We start from the raw sequence: 18,407 nt of genomic DNA, 5'->3' as shown, positions 1-18,407 counted from the left end.
TGTTGGCAATCACAATAATAGAATTCTCAGTAGGAGGGGTAGGAAATGCTTAAGACTCTTGCGATGGCTTCCATTTCGACGGCGGCCTTGATGACGGCCCAGAGCGCCTACGCGCAAACGGGAGACTCAGACGGCAACGACAGCCGTCGCGAAAGGGATACGATCGTCGTCACGGCGACGAAGGTTGAGACCAATCTTCAAGAAACGCCGATTGCGATTACGGCGGTTACGTCCGAGACGCTTGCGACGCGGGGCCTGACGACAACCGCCGATCTCGGGAAGATCGTCCCGAACGCGGATTTTCAAAAAGCGCAAGGCATCTATGGTCCCGCTGTCACCGTCTTCCTGCGCGGCGTCGGCCAGCATGACCCGCAGCTCAACGGCGAGCCGGCGGTCGCTTATTACATTGACGACGTTTATTACCCGCATCTTTTCGGTTCGCAGTTCGATCTTCTCGAGCTCGATCATGTGGAAGTGTTGCGCGGGCCCCAGGGCACGCTCTTCGGGCGAAACTCTATCGCCGGCGCAATCAACCTGGTCAGTAAAAAACCGAGCCTGACGGAAGCAAGCGCCTCGATCGAGGCGACGCTTGGCGCCTATAGCCGCCGCGATTTCCGCGCAAGCTTCAGCGTGCCCGTGACCGATACGTTGGCAGTTGGCGGTTCAATGATCTCGAAGAAGCGTGAAGGCTATCAGGAGATGCTCGACTTCACCTGTCAGATGTACAAGAACGGAACGCCGGAACTTGCCGGATCGTTTCCGTTTCAAACGCCTGACACGTCTTATGGCGGTTTCCGCGATCCGGACAGCTGTGTGATCGATCATCTCGGCGGTGAAGACACTCGCGCCATTCGCGGTTCGGTCTATTGGGTTCCGTCGGATCGGGTCGAGCTCAATATCAGCGCCGATTACAATGACCAAAACGACGATATCCCGGCCTCCTACATTATCGGCACGGACTATGCGCAAACAACGACGCGCCCGAACTTCGTGACGGCGTTCGATCAGTTCTCCGTCGCCGGCGACCCGCCTTTCCAATGGGACGACCGGTTTGAGACGAATGATCCCTACAAAACATTCGACAATTTCTGCGATCCGTTTCCGGCGGGCACGCTGATTCCCGGGAACACCTATTACAACGGGTCGATCTTCAAGGGCGGAAAATGCTACGGCAACACCGTGCCGCTGAAGAATCGCGGCATGCAAGGCAAGCTCATTGTCGGCCTGACCGATGACATCGATCTGTCCCTGATCGGCGGTTACCGCAAGCTGGATATGAGCTTCGGCGCCGCCTCCGACGGCACGCCGCTGAACGACTCGATTATCTATCACGAGTTCCATGAAAAGCACTGGAACACCGAAGTGCGCCTTACGGGCCAGCATGACTGGATCGATTGGGTCGCCGGCTTCTTCTACTATAAGGGGGACGCCGAGCATCTCGGCCAGCCCCAGGGCGTGCGCGCCGGCACTCAGCGTTTCCAGGTCGACAGCTATGAACCCAAGGCGTGGGCCGGCTACGGCAATGTCGTCATTCACCTGATGGAAGACCGTCTTAATCTTACGGGCGGCATTCGCAGGTCAGATGACCAGAAGTTCGTCGACTTCAACAGCCTGACCGATGCAACGCCTCCGGGCCAAACAGAGTTCGTTCCCTCTACGGCGAGCACCGTTTTCGACGTGACCATCGCTACGGAGCGCTGGGACTGGAAAGCCGGAATCGACTACAGGTTCACCGATGCGTTGATGGCCTATGCCTCGGCCGGCACGGGCTACCGTCTGCCAGGCTTTAACGTTCGTCCTTCACAGCCGGGGCAGGAAGGCCAGACGCCTGGCGAGGCATTGCGCAGTTATGAAGTGGGCGTCAAATCCGAGCTGTTTGACGACCGGCTGAAACTTAATGTAGCCGCGTTTCTGATGGACTTCACGGAACGTCCCGGTACTTATGCGGGACAGGAAGCGCAACTGACGGACGACCTTTCCGGCAACGTGCCCGGCGACTCGACAGTGGTTCCCGGCGGTCCGGACGGCACGGGCTATTCCGACGCCTTCTTCACCTGCCGCGATTACGACATGGCTCTGGACGGGGCGAGAGATCCGGCGGCGGGCGTCGGCGTCAACTGCGTCGCGCGCAGCTATTACTACAGCGTGGCCGGCAAGGTGAAAGGCATCGAAGCCGAAGTCGAAGCCGAGCCCATCGACAATCTCCATATCACCGGCTCCATGGGCTATGTGAAGTGGAAAGCCGACGACATCACGCGCGTGGTGCGCGTTCCGGACTGGACGGCGAGCGCCGGCGTCTCTTACGATTTCCTTGATGTGCTTGGCGGCACTGTCACGCCGCGTCTCGACTGGTACTACACGGGACGCACGGCCTATAATGCGAACCTGCCGGAATTCGACCAGTTGGCTTACAGCCTGGTCAACGCGCGGCTCACCTACCACAATGAAGAACATGATTTTGACATTGCGGTCGGCGCCACCAATCTTTTCGACAAGTTCTATTACCGCAACAAGATCGCCTTCCAGGCGTTCGGCCTGCCCACTAATCTTGGCCAGCCTGCGCCGCCGCGCGAATGGTATGTGAGCGTCAAGAAGCGGTTCTAACATAGCTTTGCCGCGGAGCCCTTTGCGAAGAACAGGCCCGCGGCGAATGAACTGAGAGGCGTCCGGCGGATCGCGGAGCTTGGCTCTGAACTTCTCCGGCGCCTCATTTGTTGATAATAGGGTTACTCTTGAGGGCGGCGCATTAGAAAGGCCGTCTTAATGAAGACAGGAGGAATTTCATGATTGAACGCCGCACAGTGCTCGCATCCGCCTTGGCGGCGACGGCCTTCGGATCCCTGACCAAAACGGCGGGCGCCGCCATGGCTTCGAAGTCGGCGCCTTTCAAGCTTTTCGACTGCCACGGCCATTTCTATACGAATGACTGGAGAAAATACCCGTTCGATGCGCATACGGCGCGTTATGGTCCGGAACGCATGGTCGCCAAGGCCATGGAGAACCCCATGACCGCGGAAAAGGTTATGAAGTTCTGGGACAAAGCGGGAGTCGCAAAAGGGCTCGGGGTGCAATATTCGAGCACCTATTACACCGACAATCGCTATCTTCTGGATATCGCCGATAAGTATGACCGGATCATCCCGGTTGTCATTCTCGATGCGACCGCGGAAGAAACGCCGGGAACGCTGAAGAAATACGCCAAGGAGCACGGCATCGCCGGCGTGCGTTTCATGGGCCGCCCGGGCGATGACGGCGTTTTCCCGTTCATGAGCGAGGCGGCCTACCCGTCATGGGAGATGGCCAACGAGCTTGGGCTGACCATCACGCTCATGCCGCTCGCCTTCGACAATCCGGGCGCGCCGATCCGACGCGTCGCCGAGATGGCTGAGATGTACCCCAATGTGGGTGTTGTCATGGATCACATCGGCTTCCCGAGATATGGGGAGAGGCCCGACAGTTTCGGCTATCTGCCCGAACATCTGGCGCTCGCCGAGCACAAAAACATCTATTACAAATACACGACTTTCCTGATCGATATGCTGCTCAATGACGACACGCCGCTCAAGGAGTTTCTGGAATACACCGTCGGCGTTTACGGCGCCGATCACATGATCTGGGGCTCGGACATCGGCAACAGCGAAGTCGACGAACTGGCCTTTGTGCAACATGCGCTTGATTCCGCGAAAGGCCTCCCCGTGGAGCAGCAAAAAGCTCTCTTCTACGATACGGCAAGCGGTCTTTTTATTCCCGGCGGCCGCGGCGGCGCGTAACGGTCTTCCCAAGCTGAGAGCAACGCATTCAGCTTACTTGAGCCGGCGAGCCGCTGAAACGGTTCGCCGGCTTTTTCTGTTCGGGTGACGGAAGATCATAGAACGTCTCGCCGGACACAGAAAACCCCGCATCGCTTAGATGACGATGTGGGGTTTCAAAGGTTGAGGAAGCTGTCGCCGGTTTCGGTCAGACCTTGAAGATGCTGCGCGCAATATGGCGCACGCCGCCCTTGCTGCCGCCGACAACCTGCATCGGGTCGTCCTTGCTGTTGAAATAATAGATCGCGCCGATCTTGCCCGGCTCGACTTCGAAGGCGTTGGGATACCCCACATCCCAACTGCCGCCGTCATCCCGGATGATGATTTCGCCGCCCCATGTCTTGCCGCCGTCTTCGCTGACGACGGCGCGGATGCCGAAAGGCGGCAGGCGGTAGCCGTAAACGATGACGAGGCGGCCGTCTTCCATGACGACCAGGCTGCCAGGGGCGCCCCAGTCATTGACGCGCGACAGGAAGCCCCAGGTCCGTCCGCCATCGTCGCTTTTGTAGACTTCGGTCCACATCGTGCCGCGCGGATCGCGCTGGGAGCGCAGCGTGCAGAGGATGCGGCCGTTCGGCAGCATGCTGGCGCGCGGATAGAACCAGCGATGGCCGCCAAAGGCGTGGCTGGTCTTCCAGTCGCCGGAGGCTTGCGCTTTCGGGTCGTGCTGCGCCGTGATGAAGGACATGAAACGGAACTCGGTCCCGCCGTCGAGGCTGCCATAGACCAGCGGCCGGCGGTTCCAGCCGTCTTCGGCGGACTCGAAAAGGAAAAGCAGGCAGCGCCCGTCCGGACGCACGAGAGAGGAGTTGAGCCCCGTGAGCGAGCTCAAGCCGTCGAGCGGCAGAAACGATTTGGGCGACCAGGTTTCGCCCGAGTTCTTTGAAATCTGGACATAGGTGCGCGCGTCCGGCTTGCCGAAATTCTGGCCGAAATTGCTGATCAGCACGTTTTTGTCGAGATAGTCGACAGGGCCTAGACCCTCGAGCGACCCGGTTCCGCCGTCATTGCCTCGGTCCAGCATATTGATGATCGGCTCGTCGCCGTTCCAGGTCCGGCCCCGGTCTTTCGAACGCACGGTGATCATGCGCCGGTCCGTGGCGCGGCTGGCGAGATTGTCATGATTGATGTTGTCCGGATCGTTATAAACGACGGTTAAAGACAAAAAGCTCTGTAGGAAATCGCCATCACCCGTCTCCCAGAAACCCATCGTGTAAGGCCAGGAGCAAAATTCGTCTTCGCGGCGATAGACCACGGAATGATCCACATCTTTCGCGGGACGCGGCGCTTTATACTCCCTGATCAGCGCCGGTTTGCGGGCGGCTGCGCTTGTCGTCGCAAGAGCGCCTCCGACAAGGCCGGATATCAGCACGTTACGGCGCTGGATCATGATGTGTCTCCCGTAGTTGTTACGCTTGGTTGCAGATAGCTTTGGGCGATGGACCGCGCCCTTGCAATAAGGAGATCAAGCGAAGGCCGGTTTCATCCAAAATCAGCGCCCGCCCGGTCAAATACCGCGCCGCAGCAATGAAAAACTGTCCCGGCTCTACAATTTTTGGGTCCTTTTCGGGCAAGGAATGGTTAAAGACGCCCCATAAAATCACGACCACAAGAAGCAAATGGAAACGCCATGATAGAACGCCGCGACGTGCTCATCTCAGGGCTGGGAGCGACGGCGCTCGCCTCCTGCGCCACGCGGGCGCCTGCGGTGCGCCGGGACGCATCCATTAATGAACGATTTTCAGCGCCGCGCGAAGACACGACTGTGAAGCATGGCGTTGTTTACCGTAACGAAAACGAGTTTTGCGGCTGGCCGTTTTATTGCGGTTTCTGGAAGACAGCAGACGGGTCCTTGCTGGCGAGCTTCAAGCGCATCCCGACCGAGTACAATGCTTACGACGATGTCGATCACAACAATCTGACGAAGAACCGCGGCAAGCTCTGGACCATCCGGTCGCGCGACAATGGCGAGAGCTGGGACCCGTCAACCTTCCAGGCGGTGTTCGATATGAATATCCGTGAGGAAAACGATTTGCCCGGCGGCGGCGCGGCGGACCGGTCGGACGAAGCGCCGCTCGATTTTTTCAGCAGGGACACGCTCATTATGGGCGGGGGCATTCCACGCCTATTCTCGCCCGGCGGAGAGGCGTGGATGCGCGCATCGACCGATGGCGGGCGCACATGGCGCCGGCCCATGCTGATCCCGAAATACGATTTGCCCTCGCTGACGGCTTTCGGCTCGTCCATGTATGCAACGCGCGAGGATGGCGTTCATATTCTGGGGCTCAACACCGGCGCGCCGGAAGCCCTGTCGCCGCGTCCGCTTGTTTATCACTCGAGCGACGGCAAGAACTGGCGCTTCCTTTCCTTCGTCACCGAAGAGCGCCCGCCGTCGCCCTTTTATCCGGGCGGCTCGCCCTTCGCCCCGGCGCCGCATTTTTATCCGCGCGTAACGATCCTCGAAGGCGGGCACATGCTGGCTTCGCTGCGCTATCAGCGCGATCCGCGCAATGTGATCTGGACGGAGATTCACGAAAGCAAAGATGGCGGGCGCACATGGAATTATCTTTCCCGCGTCAATGACTGGGGCGCGCCGGGCGATCTCGTCCCCATGCGTGACGGGCGCGTCGTCTGCGTTTACGGCTATCGCATCGCGCCGCAGGGCATTCGCTACCGGGTGAGCGAGGACAAGGGCAAAACATGGGGCCCGGAAATGATCCTGCGCGACGACGGCGGCAGTTGGGACCTCGGTTATCCGCGCGTCATCGAAGTCGAGCCGGGCGAGCTGATGACCATCTATTACATGAATCTGAAAAGCGATCCGGTGCAGGTCAATGGCGGCGTGCGCCACATCGCCTGGACGAAATTCCACCCGTAACGCCGATGCTTTTTAAGACGGATAATTCCCGATGACCGACAGTTTCAAACCGCCGCAACGCGCGCCCCGAGCCGAACATGGCGTCGTTTACCGCAATGAGAACGAATATTGCGGCTGGCCGTTTTATTGCGGGCTTTGGCAAACCGAGAATGGCGATATAGTCGCCAGTTTCAAACGGGTGCGGAATAATTACGCCGGCGCCGATGACGTCGATCATGGCCAGATTCAGGAAAAGCCCGCGCATCTCATCACCATTCGCTCGAAAAATGGCGGACGAAGCTGGGACGCGTCGAGCGTCCGGGAAGTGTTCGACATGGCGTGGAAAAACCCGGCGGACTTTCCGCAAGGAGAAGCCGCCGACTGGTCGGACCTGCCGCCGCTCGATTTCAAAAGCCGAGACACGCTGATCATGGGCGGCGGCGTGCCCTCGCTTTTCGGGCGCGAGGCGAATAGCTGGCTGCGCGCTTCGACCGATGGCGGCGCGACTTGGCGCGATCCCATGATGCTGCCACAATACAGCCTGCCGTCGCTCACCAATTTCGGCTCGCCCATGTATGCGACGCGCGAGGACGGCGTGCATCTCCTCGGTTGTCAGACCGTTTCGCCGGACGTCTTGTCGCCGCGCCCGCTGGTCTATGGATCGCCGAACGGCGTGGACTGGCTTTATCTTTCTTTCATGACGGAGGACCGTCCGCCGTCGCCCTTTTATGTGTCGAAATCGCCTTACTCGCCCCTACCGCATTTCTATCCGCGCATCGTCGTCCTGCCGAACGGCAAGGTCATCGCCTCGCTGCGTTATCAACGCGATGCGCGCAGCGTCATCTGGACGGAGATTTACGAAAGCCTCGACGGCGGCCGGAGCTGGGGATTTTCATCCCGCGTCAACGATATAGGTGCGCCGGGCGATCTCGTCCCCATGCGCGACGGCCGCGTCGTTTGCGTATACGGCTACCGCACCATGCCGTCGGGCGTTCGCTACAAGGTGAGCGAGGATGACGGGCGCACATGGGGCCCGGAAATAATCCTGCGCGATGACGGCGGCAGTTGGGATGTGGGTTATCCGCGCGTCATCGAGACCGAGCCGGGCAAATTGCTGACCGTCTATTATATCAACCGCAAGAACGATCCCATGCAGATGAATGGCGGCGTCCGTCACATAGCCTGGACCATGTTCCGGCCATAGGCGGAGCGGGTGCTTGTGTTTTTGCACTTGGGTGCGCGCTTGCAGAGACTGAATCATTTTTAGTCAAGCTGACCGGCTGTGACTCGGACGATCTTCAAGCGTCCTTCCCAAGTATTCAGGCGTTCCCCAAAATATTACCCAAGCGGGCTTAATCGGGAGAAAAGCTGTTGCCCAAAATTTTTCAGGTCTAGAAAGCCGTTGAATTGTTTGATTTGAATGGCTCCCCTTCGTGAACACATATCGAACTTTATGTCAGGCTCCGAAGGCAGATTTTCGAGCGCTTTTACAGGAAATTGGCCATTAGATAGACCGAAATACCCTTATATATCAGTCCATTGCGGAGTATGCTTTATTTCGGATCCTTAGCAGAACTCATCTAGACGGAATTTTCCCAGGGTTCGAACGGACAGACTGCTTGAGCGGCTCTGTGAGAAGCCATTCTTTTTTACCGGGTCGGCCCATTTCCGTTTAATTTCCTGTCACGCCGGAGGTCGCGGGTTCGAGTCCCGTCACTCGCGCCATTTTCTTCAAGGAAATGAACGCCTTATCAGTTTTTCGATTTTTCAGATCTCACGAATTATGGTTCGGGGTACCACCGGGGTACCAAACTTTGCGGCCATAAACTGGGGACAATTTTTCTGGTTTGTTCGCGTCGGAAGCTCATGAGGATGCGTTCACTTCGGCTATCCGCGGCAATGAATGATAACTGGTTTTGGAACGGAACGCGGGTCATCGCTTTGGATGCGCGCGAAGGATGGATATTGACCCCGTCACCGTGTCGAGTTTTTCTATCTCTTCGACCGGGAAAAAGCCGGCGTCACCCAATAGCTTTGGAATAGCGCCGTCAGCGTTTGCTTGGGTGTTTTGCACCCCATCGAGCGCCTGCACGGTTTTCCGAAAGAGAAACCGCATAAGACCAGTTTGCAAGCCGTAGTCTGCAATGAGTAAGGCGCCGTCCGGCGATAACGCTTTATTCGCTTCCGATATGATTCGCCGCTTTTCCGTGAGCGGTACCTGATGCAAGACGAGGCTGCTCACAATGATGGTTGGCGGGTCGGCGAAATAATCCTCCTCGGCTGAAAAATACCCGCAGCGAAACAGGATGTCTCCCTTCAGTTTAGCGGTTTTGTTGATAGCGCGTTTGACGGCTTCTTCGTCTGGATCAATTCCAACATAGCGAGCCCCCGGACATGTTTGATGAATTGCGAGCGCGAGACTGCCGGTGCCTGAGCCGATATCGAGGATGCGGTCGTCCGGCTGCGGTGATATGGCTGCAACGAGCGCTTTTCTCCAAGCTTTCTCCCGGGTTAACGATGCAATCGCAAAATCGTAAAGAGGTGTCAGAGCACGATGGCCCAGCGGCGGCGTATGCTGGGCGTTGCCGCCGCCGGGTGTTACGGCGCCGCTCACAGTTTAGCGCCTCGAAGCCGGAGCGCGTTGCCGATGACGGAGACAGATGAAAAGCTCATCGCCGCCGCCGCAATCATCGGACTCAGGAGCAACCCGAAAACCGGATAGAGGACGCCGGCAGCCACTGGCACGCCGAGGGCGTTGTAGATGAAGGCGAAAAAGAGATTCTGCCGAATGTTGCGCATAGTCGCTTGGCTGAGGCGACGCGCGCGGGCAACGCCGCGCAGATCGCCTTTAACGAGCGTAACGCCGGCGCTTTCCATGGCGACGTCCGTGCCTGTACCCATTGCAATGCCAACATCGGCCTGGGCGAGCGCGGGGGCGTCGTTGATGCCGTCGCCTGCCATGGCGACTTTTGCGCCGGTTTCCTGCAATTCGCGCACGATTCGGTTTTTGTCTTCCGGCGAAACGTCGGCGTGAATCTCATCGATACCGATTTTGGCGCCGACAGCTTCCGCAGTCGCGCGGTTGTCGCCGGTGAGCATCACGACTTTGACGCCGGCGTCATGCAGCGCCTTGATGGCGTCCGGCGTTGTCACCTTAATCGGATCGGCAACGCCGATGAGGCCGGCCGGTTTTCCATCGACGGCGACGAACATGACTGTCTGGCCTTCGCGCCGATGATCCTCAGCGTTCGCCGCCATACTTTCGTCGTAGGCGCCGACGCGTTTCATCATCTTCGCGTTGCCAAGCGCGACCTTGCGGCCGTCGACCATCGCCTCAACGCCTTCTCCGGTGACCGAGGAGAATTCCGACGCCGAACTGATTTGGGCGCCGCGTTCTTCAGCCCCTTCGACGATGGCCGCCGCCAGCGGGTGTTCGCTGCCTCTTTCGACAGACGCCGCCAGGGACAGGAGTTCGCCTTCTGTAAATGGAGATTGCGGCTCGACGAGGACAAGTTTCGGGCGGCCCTCTGTCAGGGTGCCAGTCTTGTCGACGACAATCGTATCGACCTTTTCCAGGGTTTCGAGGGCTTCGGCGTTCTTGATGAGGATGCCGTTCTGCGCGCCCTTGCCAGTCCCGACCATGATCGACATTGGCGTGGCCAGACCGAGCGCGCAAGGGCAGGCGATGATCAGCACCGCGACTGCGTTGACGGTCGCGAACGCCATGGCCGGCTCGGGGCCAAAAAGACTCCAGACAATAAACGTGATGATCGAAATGACGACGACCGCAGGCACGAACCAGCCCGAAACCGTATCCGCAAGGCGCTGAATGGGCGCACGGCTGCGCTGCGCTTCCGACACCATTTTAACGATCTGCGAGAGCATTGTGTCTTCGCCGACGTGGGTCGCCTTCATAATAAAGCCGCCGGTTCCGTTGACCGTGCCGCCCGTGACCTTGTCGCCGGCATTCTTTTCGACCGGGATCGGTTCGCCTGTGACCATCGATTCATCGACCGAACTTCTGCCCTCGATGATTTCTCCGTCGACCGGAACCTTCTCGCCCGGCCGAACGCGTAGACGATCTCCTTCGCGCAAATGGTCGATAGAAACTTCTTCTTCGGAGCCGTCGTCGTTGATGCGATGGGCCGTTGGCGGTGCCAATTCCAGGAGCGCGCGAATGGCGCCGGAGGTTTGGCTGCGGGCGCGCAATTCAAGCACCTGACCAAGCAGCACAAGGGTAGTGATGACGGCCGCCGCTTCAAAATAAACGGCGACATTGCCATGCATGCCGCGGAAGGCGTCCGGGAAAACACCAGGCGCGACTGTTGCGACCACGCTGAAAACATAAGCGACGCCGACGCCAAGGGCGATCAGCGTAAACATATTCAGATTCATGGTGCGAACGGACTGAACGCCGCGGACAAAAAATGGCCAGCCGCCCCAAAGGACAACGGGCGTCGCCATGGCGAACTGGATCCATTGCGGCCAGGCGCCGGGAAGCAGGCCTTCAAACGGTTGGCCGGGAATGAGATCGCCCATAGCGTAGATGAAAAGGGGGATGCTCAAGACGGTGCCGACCCAGAATCGCCGCGTCATGGAATCGAGTTCCGACATGTCTTCTTCGGCGCTCAAGGAAACGGTCTCTGGCTCCAGCGCCATGCCGCAGATTGGACAACCGGTGTTGCTGGTTTCGCGCACTTGGCTGTGCATGGGGCAGGTCCAGACCGTTCCGGTGTAACCGGCAGGGACATTGTCATATTTTCCGGGCGCGGCGTCCGCGGCGCCCGGAGTGGCGTGACAGTGAATATGTGTATCCATAATTATTCAGCGGCTCCGCGCTTGTTGAACAAGTTATAGAGGGGAACGAATACGATCGTCGTGTACCAGCCATAGACATAGGCCCAGACGAGTCCGATCAGAAAAGCTGGAAATGAAACCCAGTGAAAGCCCGGCATCATCATTTCCCACGCTTCATGCATATGCATGGCGGGAGGCGTCACTAGACCCCAGCCGATGCAAATGGCGAATGTGATTACAAAGAAGATGGACAGAGCATGTCCGACAGGAACGATACGCATGATTTGCCTCCGTTTCATCGCAGGCAGCGTCAGCATTGAGTTGGCGCTGTCGAATTCCAGCCGGTCGCACAAGGCGTCCCAGCTGCTGATGCGCTTATACATAATACCCCTATGGGGTATAGTCAAGCGTCGTGTTGATGATGCGACGCCCTGACGCCGTCTTCGCCCCTCAGTCCGCGAAGGTAGAAGAGCTCAAAAGCGAAAATGAACGCGATAGCAGCAATTCCGATTATGACGATCGGTAGATCGGCGGCCGATTTGATCGCCAGAAACGCCCCCAGCGCGACCGCATCCAGCGCAATCGCCGATAGAAGAATCCACGCCTTTGCATCGACGTCATGACGAAGATGTCGGTAGACGCCCCAGTGAATAGCGATGTCCATGACAAGATAAAATATCGCACCGAGCGAGGCGATCCGGCTCAGATCAAAGAAGACAGCAAGAAACGCTGCGAGCACGACGGTGTAGACCAGCGTGTGTTTCTGAATGCGTCCCGGCATGCCGAAATGGCTGTGCGGGATAAGATTCATTTCCGTCAGCATGGCGAGCATGCGCGACACGGCGAACACGCTGGCTAGCAACCCTGACGATGTTGCGATAATCGCAATCGCCACGGTGAAAATGACGCCATATTGCCCGAGCGCCGGGCGCGCCGCCTCGGCGAGCGAATAATCTTTTGCGGCGACCAATTCATCGATGGTCAACGACGAGCCCACGGCGAAAGCAACCGCCATGTAAACAGCGAGACAAATTCCCAGCGAGATCATGATTGCGCGCCCGACATTGCGGTTCGGGTTTTTTACCTCATCGCCGCTGTTTGTTATCGTCGTGAAGCCCTTGTAGGCGAGGATCGCCAACGCGACGCCGGCCAGGAACCCGGTGAAAGAAGAGTCAGAATTCTGGGAAGCGCTCGCCGCCTCGAACGAAAATCCCGACGCCCAAAGCGCGGCGCCGGCGAAGGCCAATATGCCGCCGACTTTGAGGACGGCCGTGATTTTCGAAACCGCTCCAATGTATTTATTGCCGGCCAGATTGATCAGAAATGCAAAGACAATGAGCCCGACAGCGAGGACCGGAACCAGCGTTGTGCTATTTTCAACGTCGAAAAGCTGCAGCGTGTAGGTTCCGAAGGTGCGGGCAACCAGGCTTTCGTTGATGACCATTGAAAACGCCATCAACAGGGCGCACGCCCCGCTAACAGCCGACTGCCCATAGGCCTTGTGCAAAATCATCGCGATGCCGCCGGCCGACGGATATTTGTTCGACATCTTGATGTAAGTGTAGGCGCTAAACGCGCTGATGATGGAGGCGAGCAGGAACGCCGCAGGGAACCAAGGACCGGCATACTCCGCCACCTGACCGGTGAGGGCGAATATGCCGGCGCCGATCATGACGCCGGTTCCCATGGCGACCGTGCCGAAAAGCGTCAGGCTGCCTTTCTTGTATTCGCTTTTACGGTGCTCATCGGACATCAGTGTTCATGTTCACCCGTGATCGGCGCAGACGACCAATGGATGTGAACAATGCGCCATTGGCCGCCCTCGCGGCGCAAGACCATCGTTTCCATCATTCTCGAATGCACGTTTTCGCCCTTGTATGTTCCATGAACCTGCGACTCGGAAATGACTGTTGCGAGATCGGCGTTTTCGATCACATCACGCTTCTTCAGTGAAAACTCGACCGCCGCCGTAAACGCCATGTCGGCCGGCATGTGGTGACCGGCATATTCTTCGACTGAGCGCTCGGCGCCGCCGCCCTCGGCGATGATGACATCAGGCGCCAATAGTGCGCGCAGGGCGGCTTCATCTTTTGCTTTTAATGCGGCGCCATAGGCGTTGACGACGGCTTCCGGAGAACCAGCCTCGACGGCGCGCGCTGGCGTCGACAGTCCTGCATCGTCATCATGGTGACCATCGCTATCGTCGTGCTCCGCATTCTCGGCGGCGTTTTCCGGGTCCTTGTCATGATGGCCGTCTATATTGTCGTGTTCTTCGGACTCAGAAGTTGTTGCTGTGCCGCCATGCTCCTGGCCTGGCGCATGCTCGTGGTCATGGCCTTCGCCGGTGACGGTGGGCATGCTTTTCACACCGAGACCGTAGCCATAGACGATCTTTCCACCCCACCATGCCGTGACCGACAAGGAGAGAGCTGCGACGGCGAGGAGCGCAACGAATATCGGTGAGGCCGCTTTCGTGCGCGCCCGCCAGCGCCAGAGCGCCAATAACAAGATCGCGGCGCCCGAAGGGACTGCCCAATTGCGATGAACTGTCATTGCCGCATGCGACGGTCCGTCGTGTGCAACCGAGTAGTAAGCCTGAAATCCCGCCGCAATCGTCGCGACGATTGAAAGGGCGCCAAATGCGAGCATCCAGTCCGCAGCCGGACGGAGCGATTCACGCCATTTCCCCGACGGCGCCAATGACGCCAGCGTGTACGAGACAAAAGCTGTTATCGACAGCGCATAAGCAAAATGAACAAGGATCGGATGAATATTCGGTTCAATCATATTTTCCATTGGTGTTCCTCCCTAGAACCAAAGCCGCAATCCGGCGACGAATGAAACGCCGCCGGGGTCTTCGCCGTCAGCGCGCGCAAAGTCAGCTGTTTCCCCGACCGAGCGCGTCCACGAGACGCCTACATAGGGCGCAAACTGCCGCCTGATTTCGTAGCGGAGGCGCGCCCCGACTTCGGCTGTGGATAAGCCGCTGCCAACGCCGACCTCCTCAACGGACTGAATGGCGAAATTCAACTCCGTACGCGGTTGAAGAATGAGTCGCTGCGTCAGCAACAGTTCATATTCAAGTTCGACCCGGGCTGAGACATCACCGTCGCCGCTGACAAAGGCGGCGGCGTCGATTTCGAACCAGTAGGGCGCAAGGCCTTGCACGCCGAGAACGCCGAAGGTTCGATCGGCGCCGGCTGTAAAGTCATGGCGCACGCCTGCCTGTAGATCGAAGTAGCGGGCGATCGGCCGTGTCCACAACGCCTGAATCTCAGCCTCTTCGAAACGATCAGCCGTCAGGTCATATTCGAGCTCGGACTTGAGGGTCAGTTTATTCCGGTCTCCGCCCCACCAGCCCTGGCCGTCAAACAGCAGCAACGGATCGCCGTCATTGGTTTGGTATTCCAGCCGGTCGGCGAGCACGTAATACATGGTATTGCCGCCATGCTCTTTCTGGACGGCGCGTCGTGCTTCCGCCATTTCTGTCGGACCGTAATAGCTGTCGGCCTGCGACCAGGGTTGGGTCGGATCCTCCGCTTTCGCAGGCGCAATCGCCAACGCAAGAATGAAACAGGCGCCGCCGGCGGCCGAGAAATATGTTGCCTTCGCCATCAGTGCTCGCTCCCATGTGTCATTTTCGAGTGGTCGGGAGATGAAATCTCTCTCGGTTTCATGGTCTCGTCGGACATCTTCATGGAGCCGTGATCCATGCCTTCGTGGCCCATCGCCTTGTGGTCCATTTTCATCTCGTCAGGCGCGATTGGCGCGGCGCCGTCGCGTGGTAACAGTGACACGACCTGCATCATCCCGGCATGCATGTGAAATAACAGATGGCAATGGAACGCCCAGTCCCCGACATGTTCCGCCGAGACATCGAATGACAATTTGTCGCCCGGCTTGACGTTCACTGTATGCTTGCGCGGCTTGTGATCGCCTTCATCGACAACAAGATCGAAAAACATGCCATGTAGATGGATCGGGTGCGTCATCATTGTATCGTTGACGAGTGTGACGCGGAGGCGTTCGCCTTCATGAAAGATGATTGGTTTTTCAACGGCGGAAAACTTCACGCCGTCGAACGACCACATGTACCGCTCCATATTGCCGGTGAGATGGATTTCCATTTCCCGTTCCGGCGCGCGCGTGTCCGGATTCGGATCAAGGCTTCGAAGTTGCGAATAGCGTAACGCGCGATGCGGCACATCTTCGAGACCGAGGCCGGGTTCATCGAGACGATTGGTCGGCGCCATGGCGACATTGTCGACGCCGGCGTCGGTCTTGTGATTGTGTTCCTGCATCGCACCGCCGGACATGTCGTGCGACATGGAAGACATTCCTGACTTGTCTTCAGACATCCCGGGCATGCTCGCCATGTCCGGTTTGACCGCGCCGTCGTTTGTGTCCGCACTGGTTCCGTGCCCCATGGCCGCATGATCCATTGACCCTTGAACATTCGGTCCCGGCGCCTTCGAGCCGCTTGCCATGGCCCCGTGATCCATGCCGCCATGATTCATGCCGGCCATTGCGGCCATGCCCATGTCCTTGTGGGTCAGGGTCGGGCGGTCGCGTAGCAGCGGCGCCGTCGCGCGCATGTCCGGTTCGGGCGCGAAAGTGGCGACGACCTGACCGGAGCGGTCGATCGATTCCGCGACGATTGGAAAGGCCCGCGCGCGTTTTGGCTCGACAATCACGTCATAGGTCTCCGCAACGCCGATCTGGAACTCGTCGGTCTCGACCGGCCGCACATTGAGGCCGTCGGCGGCGACGACTGTCATTGGCAAGCCGGGAATCCGGAAATTGAAGATCGTCATCGCCGACGCGTTGATGATCCGCAGACGCACCCGTTCGCCAGGGTTGAATATGCCCGTCCAGTTGTCAGCGGTCGCATGGCCGTTGATCAGGTAGGTGTAAGCGGCCGCCGTAACGTCCGAGATGTCCGTTGGGGACATGCGCATCTGGCCCCACATCGCGCGATCTTCGAGGGTTGCGCCGAGCCCGTTCTTTCCAACGTCGCTGACAAAGTCGCCAATTGTCCGCTGCTGGAAGTTGTAGACCTCCATATCCTTTTTGACTCTGGCGAAGACCTTGTGCGGATGCTCGAAAGACCAGTCCGATAGCACCAGCACATATTCGCGGTCTGATGTGACGGGATCGGCGCTGGCGGGATCGATGATGATCGGTCCGTAATGGCCCGCTTGCTCCTGCAGTCCCGAATGGGAGTGATACCAGTATGTGCCGTATTGCGGGACGGCATATTCATAGGTGAAAGTTTCGCCCGGCTTGATGCCGGGGAAGGAGACGCCGGGAACGCCGTCCATATAGAACGGCACCAGAAGCCCATGCCAGTGGATCGATGTGTCCTCGTCCAGCATATTCTTGACGCGGAGCGTCAGCTTCTCGCCCTCGCGAAAACGCAGGAGCGGGCCCGGAACGGTCCCGTTGACCGTAATCGCGTGGCCGCGGCGCTTGCCAATTTCAACGGCGCTATGGCCGACGGTCAGGTCGAACGAATTGCCGGCAAGCTCAAAAATGCCGGTATTGCCGGCGCTGGCGCTTTTCGCCCAAGCGGGCAGCAAACCGGTTGCGGAGGCGATGACGCCGCCCGCGGCGCCTGCCTGCATAAATCGTCTTCGCGAATACATTCTAAGTCTCCAATCAGAATTACTCTTGCCGCGGCTGCGACGGCGCGGCGCGCCAGGGCGCGCCGCCATTATTGTTAGTGATGGCCTTTGTGGTCGGATTTCGCGGCGTCGCCGGACTTGCCCATGTCGCCATGGTCCATGCCCTTCATGCCGTCCATTTCGCCCATCGGGCAGGCGACGCCCTCCTCGGACGCCGACTTCATGGCGACATCGTGCATTTTCGCCATGCAGGCTTCATGCGTTCCTTCGTCGGCGTCGAGCGAACACATCATTGCAATAGAGTAGGACTTGTCTTTTTCGGCCTTCAGCATGAAGTGGACGCGCTCGCCGACCGCGAAGGCGGAGAGATCGACCGGTTTCAAAATGGAGAACTGCATTTTCATCTCCGGCCAACCGATCGATTCAATCGGTTCATGAGTGAGATCGATTTTCGACTTTTTGACATCAAGGGCGTTGATCACGCCTTCGCCGGTCGGCATGCCGCAATGGTCGCCATGATCCATGGTCTCGCCAGCTATTTTGGCGGCTGGGTCCATGTCTGATTGATCCAGCGCGGCAAGTGCGGGCGCAGCGAGGAAAGCGAGGATGGCTAAAGTTGAAACTGTCAGCGTATTTTTCATCGGGCTTGTCCTTATTGATTGCTTATTTGGCGCGAATTTCGGGTCCGCGTTTGGTGGGCGATTGCCTCGGGGCGACGTCAGACGTCAGTGGGGAAAATGTGTGAACTGACGTCGCTGTACGCGCGGCACAAATATCTTTATGCCGCACGCGATCGGCGCACTCGCGAATGAGTGCGCGTCAGGACCAACCTAGTTCAGAAGTTTAGTTTTCAAAGAAACTGGCGTTTCGCCGGGCGGGCCGCGCCTACGCAAGGCAACCTGAAATGAGACGGCGCCGACGCGGCTGATTGATGCAAGTGCGTCATCATGAAGGATGACAAAAAACGCAGCCGACGCAGGAAGCGGGCTGGCGAGTTCGGCGACGGACGCGGTTTTATAAAATTGCGCAGCGTTGCAGTGTTGGCAGTCTGAATCGCCCGTTCCACAGGGAGCCTCATGCTCCCCGGAAAACTTTTGTGCGGTTTTATGGTTCGCGTGATGGTCGTTGCCGGCATCTAATGCGTGCGATTCATGGACCGGCGTCGAGGCTGACGCGGAAGAGGCCAACACTTCCGCACAAACACTGTGACCCACGCTTAAAATGAGCGCAAACAGTGCAAAGACAACTGTTTTTAACGAGCCTGCAAACACGCCTTGACCATCCTCTTCAAGCTGCATATCTATACCCTTGTAGGGTATA

At 58.4% G+C, this 18,407-nt stretch carries 15 protein-coding genes; 4 read left to right on the top strand and 11 right to left on the bottom strand.

Features of this window, described 5'->3' with window-relative positions; all coding sequences use genetic code 11:
• Positions 1 to 45: 45 nt before the first annotated feature.
• Complete coding sequence (locus CW354_RS18600) at positions 46 to 2,604, top strand: TonB-dependent receptor (protein ID WP_104831564.1); 2,559 nt, start codon at positions 46 to 48, stop codon at positions 2,602 to 2,604.
• Positions 2,605 to 2,783: 179 nt separating this feature from the next.
• Positions 2,784 to 3,770: an amidohydrolase family protein gene (locus CW354_RS18595; protein WP_104831563.1), complete on the top strand. Its 987-nt coding sequence runs from the start codon at positions 2,784 to 2,786 to the stop codon at positions 3,768 to 3,770.
• A 187-nt stretch (positions 3,771 to 3,957) separates the two neighbouring features.
• On the opposite strand, the gene CW354_RS18590 is transcribed toward CW354_RS18595, so the two are convergent.
• Positions 3,958 to 5,199: a sialidase family protein gene (locus tag CW354_RS18590; protein WP_104831562.1), complete on the bottom strand. Its 1,242-nt coding sequence runs from the start codon at positions 5,197 to 5,199 to the stop codon at positions 3,958 to 3,960.
• A gap of 19 nt (positions 5,200 to 5,218) precedes the next feature.
• Positions 5,219 to 5,428 (bottom strand): hypothetical protein, encoded by a 210-nt coding sequence (locus CW354_RS18585; protein ID WP_104831561.1) that lies wholly within the window; start codon positions 5,426 to 5,428, stop codon positions 5,219 to 5,221.
• 11 nt (positions 5,429 to 5,439) lie between these two features.
• Here CW354_RS18585 and CW354_RS18580 point away from each other — a divergent pair, with 11 nt between their 5' ends.
• Both CW354_RS18580 and CW354_RS18575 read left to right on the top strand, forming a co-directional pair.
• Positions 5,440 to 6,687, top strand: a complete 1,248-nt coding sequence (locus tag CW354_RS18580; protein ID WP_104831560.1) for a sialidase family protein — start codon at positions 5,440 to 5,442, stop codon at positions 6,685 to 6,687.
• A gap of 31 nt (positions 6,688 to 6,718) precedes the next feature.
• Positions 6,719 to 7,870, top strand: a complete 1,152-nt coding sequence (locus tag CW354_RS18575; RefSeq protein ID WP_104831559.1) for a sialidase family protein — start codon at positions 6,719 to 6,721, stop codon at positions 7,868 to 7,870.
• A gap of 729 nt (positions 7,871 to 8,599) precedes the next feature.
• Here the strand turns inward: CW354_RS18575 and CW354_RS18570 are convergent.
• From CW354_RS18570 to CW354_RS18530, 9 genes are all read right to left on the bottom strand, one after another.
• Positions 8,600 to 9,280: a class I SAM-dependent methyltransferase gene (locus tag CW354_RS18570; protein ID WP_104831558.1), complete on the bottom strand. Its 681-nt coding sequence runs from the start codon at positions 9,278 to 9,280 to the stop codon at positions 8,600 to 8,602.
• Entirely contained in the window at positions 9,277 to 11,484 is a 2,208-nt protein-coding gene (locus tag CW354_RS18565; protein WP_104831557.1) for a copper-transporting P-type ATPase, read from the bottom strand. The genes CW354_RS18570 and CW354_RS18565 overlap by 4 nt, the downstream gene beginning before the upstream one ends.
• 2 nt (positions 11,485 to 11,486) lie before the next feature.
• Complete coding sequence (locus CW354_RS18560; RefSeq protein ID WP_243396480.1) at positions 11,487 to 11,846, bottom strand: DUF5676 family membrane protein; 360 nt, start codon at positions 11,844 to 11,846, stop codon at positions 11,487 to 11,489.
• Positions 11,847 to 11,866: 20 nt separating this feature from the next.
• Positions 11,867 to 13,216: an APC family permease gene (locus CW354_RS18555; protein ID WP_104831556.1), complete on the bottom strand. Its 1,350-nt coding sequence runs from the start codon at positions 13,214 to 13,216 to the stop codon at positions 11,867 to 11,869.
• A complete protein-coding gene (locus CW354_RS18550) occupies positions 13,216 to 14,259 on the bottom strand; it encodes a DUF2231 domain-containing protein (RefSeq protein ID WP_104831555.1) in 1,044 nt (347 codons plus the stop codon). Before CW354_RS18550 ends, CW354_RS18555 begins: the two co-directional genes overlap by 1 nt.
• A gap of 12 nt (positions 14,260 to 14,271) precedes the next feature.
• Positions 14,272 to 15,078, bottom strand: coding sequence for a copper resistance protein B (locus CW354_RS18545; protein WP_104831554.1), 807 nt, complete (start codon positions 15,076 to 15,078; stop codon positions 14,272 to 14,274).
• Positions 15,078 to 17,108, bottom strand: a complete 2,031-nt coding sequence (locus tag CW354_RS18540; RefSeq protein WP_104831553.1) for a copper resistance system multicopper oxidase — start codon at positions 17,106 to 17,108, stop codon at positions 15,078 to 15,080. Before CW354_RS18540 ends, CW354_RS18545 begins: the two co-directional genes overlap by 1 nt.
• 74 nt (positions 17,109 to 17,182) lie before the next feature.
• Entirely contained in the window at positions 17,183 to 17,728 is a 546-nt protein-coding gene (locus CW354_RS18535; protein ID WP_104831552.1) for a copper-binding protein, read from the bottom strand.
• 189 nt (positions 17,729 to 17,917) lie between these two features.
• Positions 17,918 to 18,385, bottom strand: coding sequence for a hypothetical protein (locus CW354_RS18530; RefSeq protein WP_133162379.1), 468 nt, complete (start codon positions 18,383 to 18,385; stop codon positions 17,918 to 17,920).
• Positions 18,386 to 18,407: the final 22 nt, after the last annotated feature.

Origin of the sequence: Hyphococcus luteus, from assembly GCF_002943565.1 — a bacterium.
GTDB classification, from domain to species: domain Bacteria; phylum Pseudomonadota; class Alphaproteobacteria; order Caulobacterales; family Parvularculaceae; genus Hyphococcus; species Hyphococcus luteus.
This window is presented reverse-complemented; position numbering and strand designations above follow the sequence as displayed.

Excerpts from the sequence above, each read along its gene's own strand:
- CW354_RS18600 (WP_104831564.1), top strand. The coding sequence starts at position 46 with ATGCTTAAGACTCTTGCGATGGCTTCCATTTCGACGGCGGCCTTGATG.
- CW354_RS18595 (WP_104831563.1), top strand. The coding sequence starts at position 2,784 with ATGATTGAACGCCGCACAGTGCTCGCATCCGCCTTGGCGGCGACGGCC.
- CW354_RS18590 (WP_104831562.1), bottom strand. The coding sequence starts at position 5,199 with ATGATCCAGCGCCGTAACGTGCTGATATCCGGCCTTGTCGGAGGCGCT.
- CW354_RS18580 (WP_104831560.1), top strand. The coding sequence starts at position 5,440 with ATGATAGAACGCCGCGACGTGCTCATCTCAGGGCTGGGAGCGACGGCG.
- CW354_RS18575 (WP_104831559.1), top strand. The coding sequence starts at position 6,719 with ATGACCGACAGTTTCAAACCGCCGCAACGCGCGCCCCGAGCCGAACAT.
- CW354_RS18565 (WP_104831557.1), bottom strand. The coding sequence starts at position 11,484 with ATGGATACACATATTCACTGTCACGCCACTCCGGGCGCCGCGGACGCC.
- CW354_RS18560 (WP_243396480.1), bottom strand. The coding sequence starts at position 11,846 with ATGTATAAGCGCATCAGCAGCTGGGACGCCTTGTGCGACCGGCTGGAA.
- CW354_RS18555 (WP_104831556.1), bottom strand. The coding sequence starts at position 13,216 with ATGTCCGATGAGCACCGTAAAAGCGAATACAAGAAAGGCAGCCTGACG.
- CW354_RS18550 (WP_104831555.1), bottom strand. The coding sequence starts at position 14,259 with ATGGAAAATATGATTGAACCGAATATTCATCCGATCCTTGTTCATTTT.
- CW354_RS18545 (WP_104831554.1), bottom strand. The coding sequence starts at position 15,078 with ATGGCGAAGGCAACATATTTCTCGGCCGCCGGCGGCGCCTGTTTCATT.
- CW354_RS18540 (WP_104831553.1), bottom strand. The coding sequence starts at position 17,108 with ATGTATTCGCGAAGACGATTTATGCAGGCAGGCGCCGCGGGCGGCGTC.
- CW354_RS18535 (WP_104831552.1), bottom strand. The coding sequence starts at position 17,728 with ATGAAAAATACGCTGACAGTTTCAACTTTAGCCATCCTCGCTTTCCTC.
- CW354_RS18530 (WP_133162379.1), bottom strand. The coding sequence starts at position 18,385 with ATGCAGCTTGAAGAGGATGGTCAAGGCGTGTTTGCAGGCTCGTTAAAA.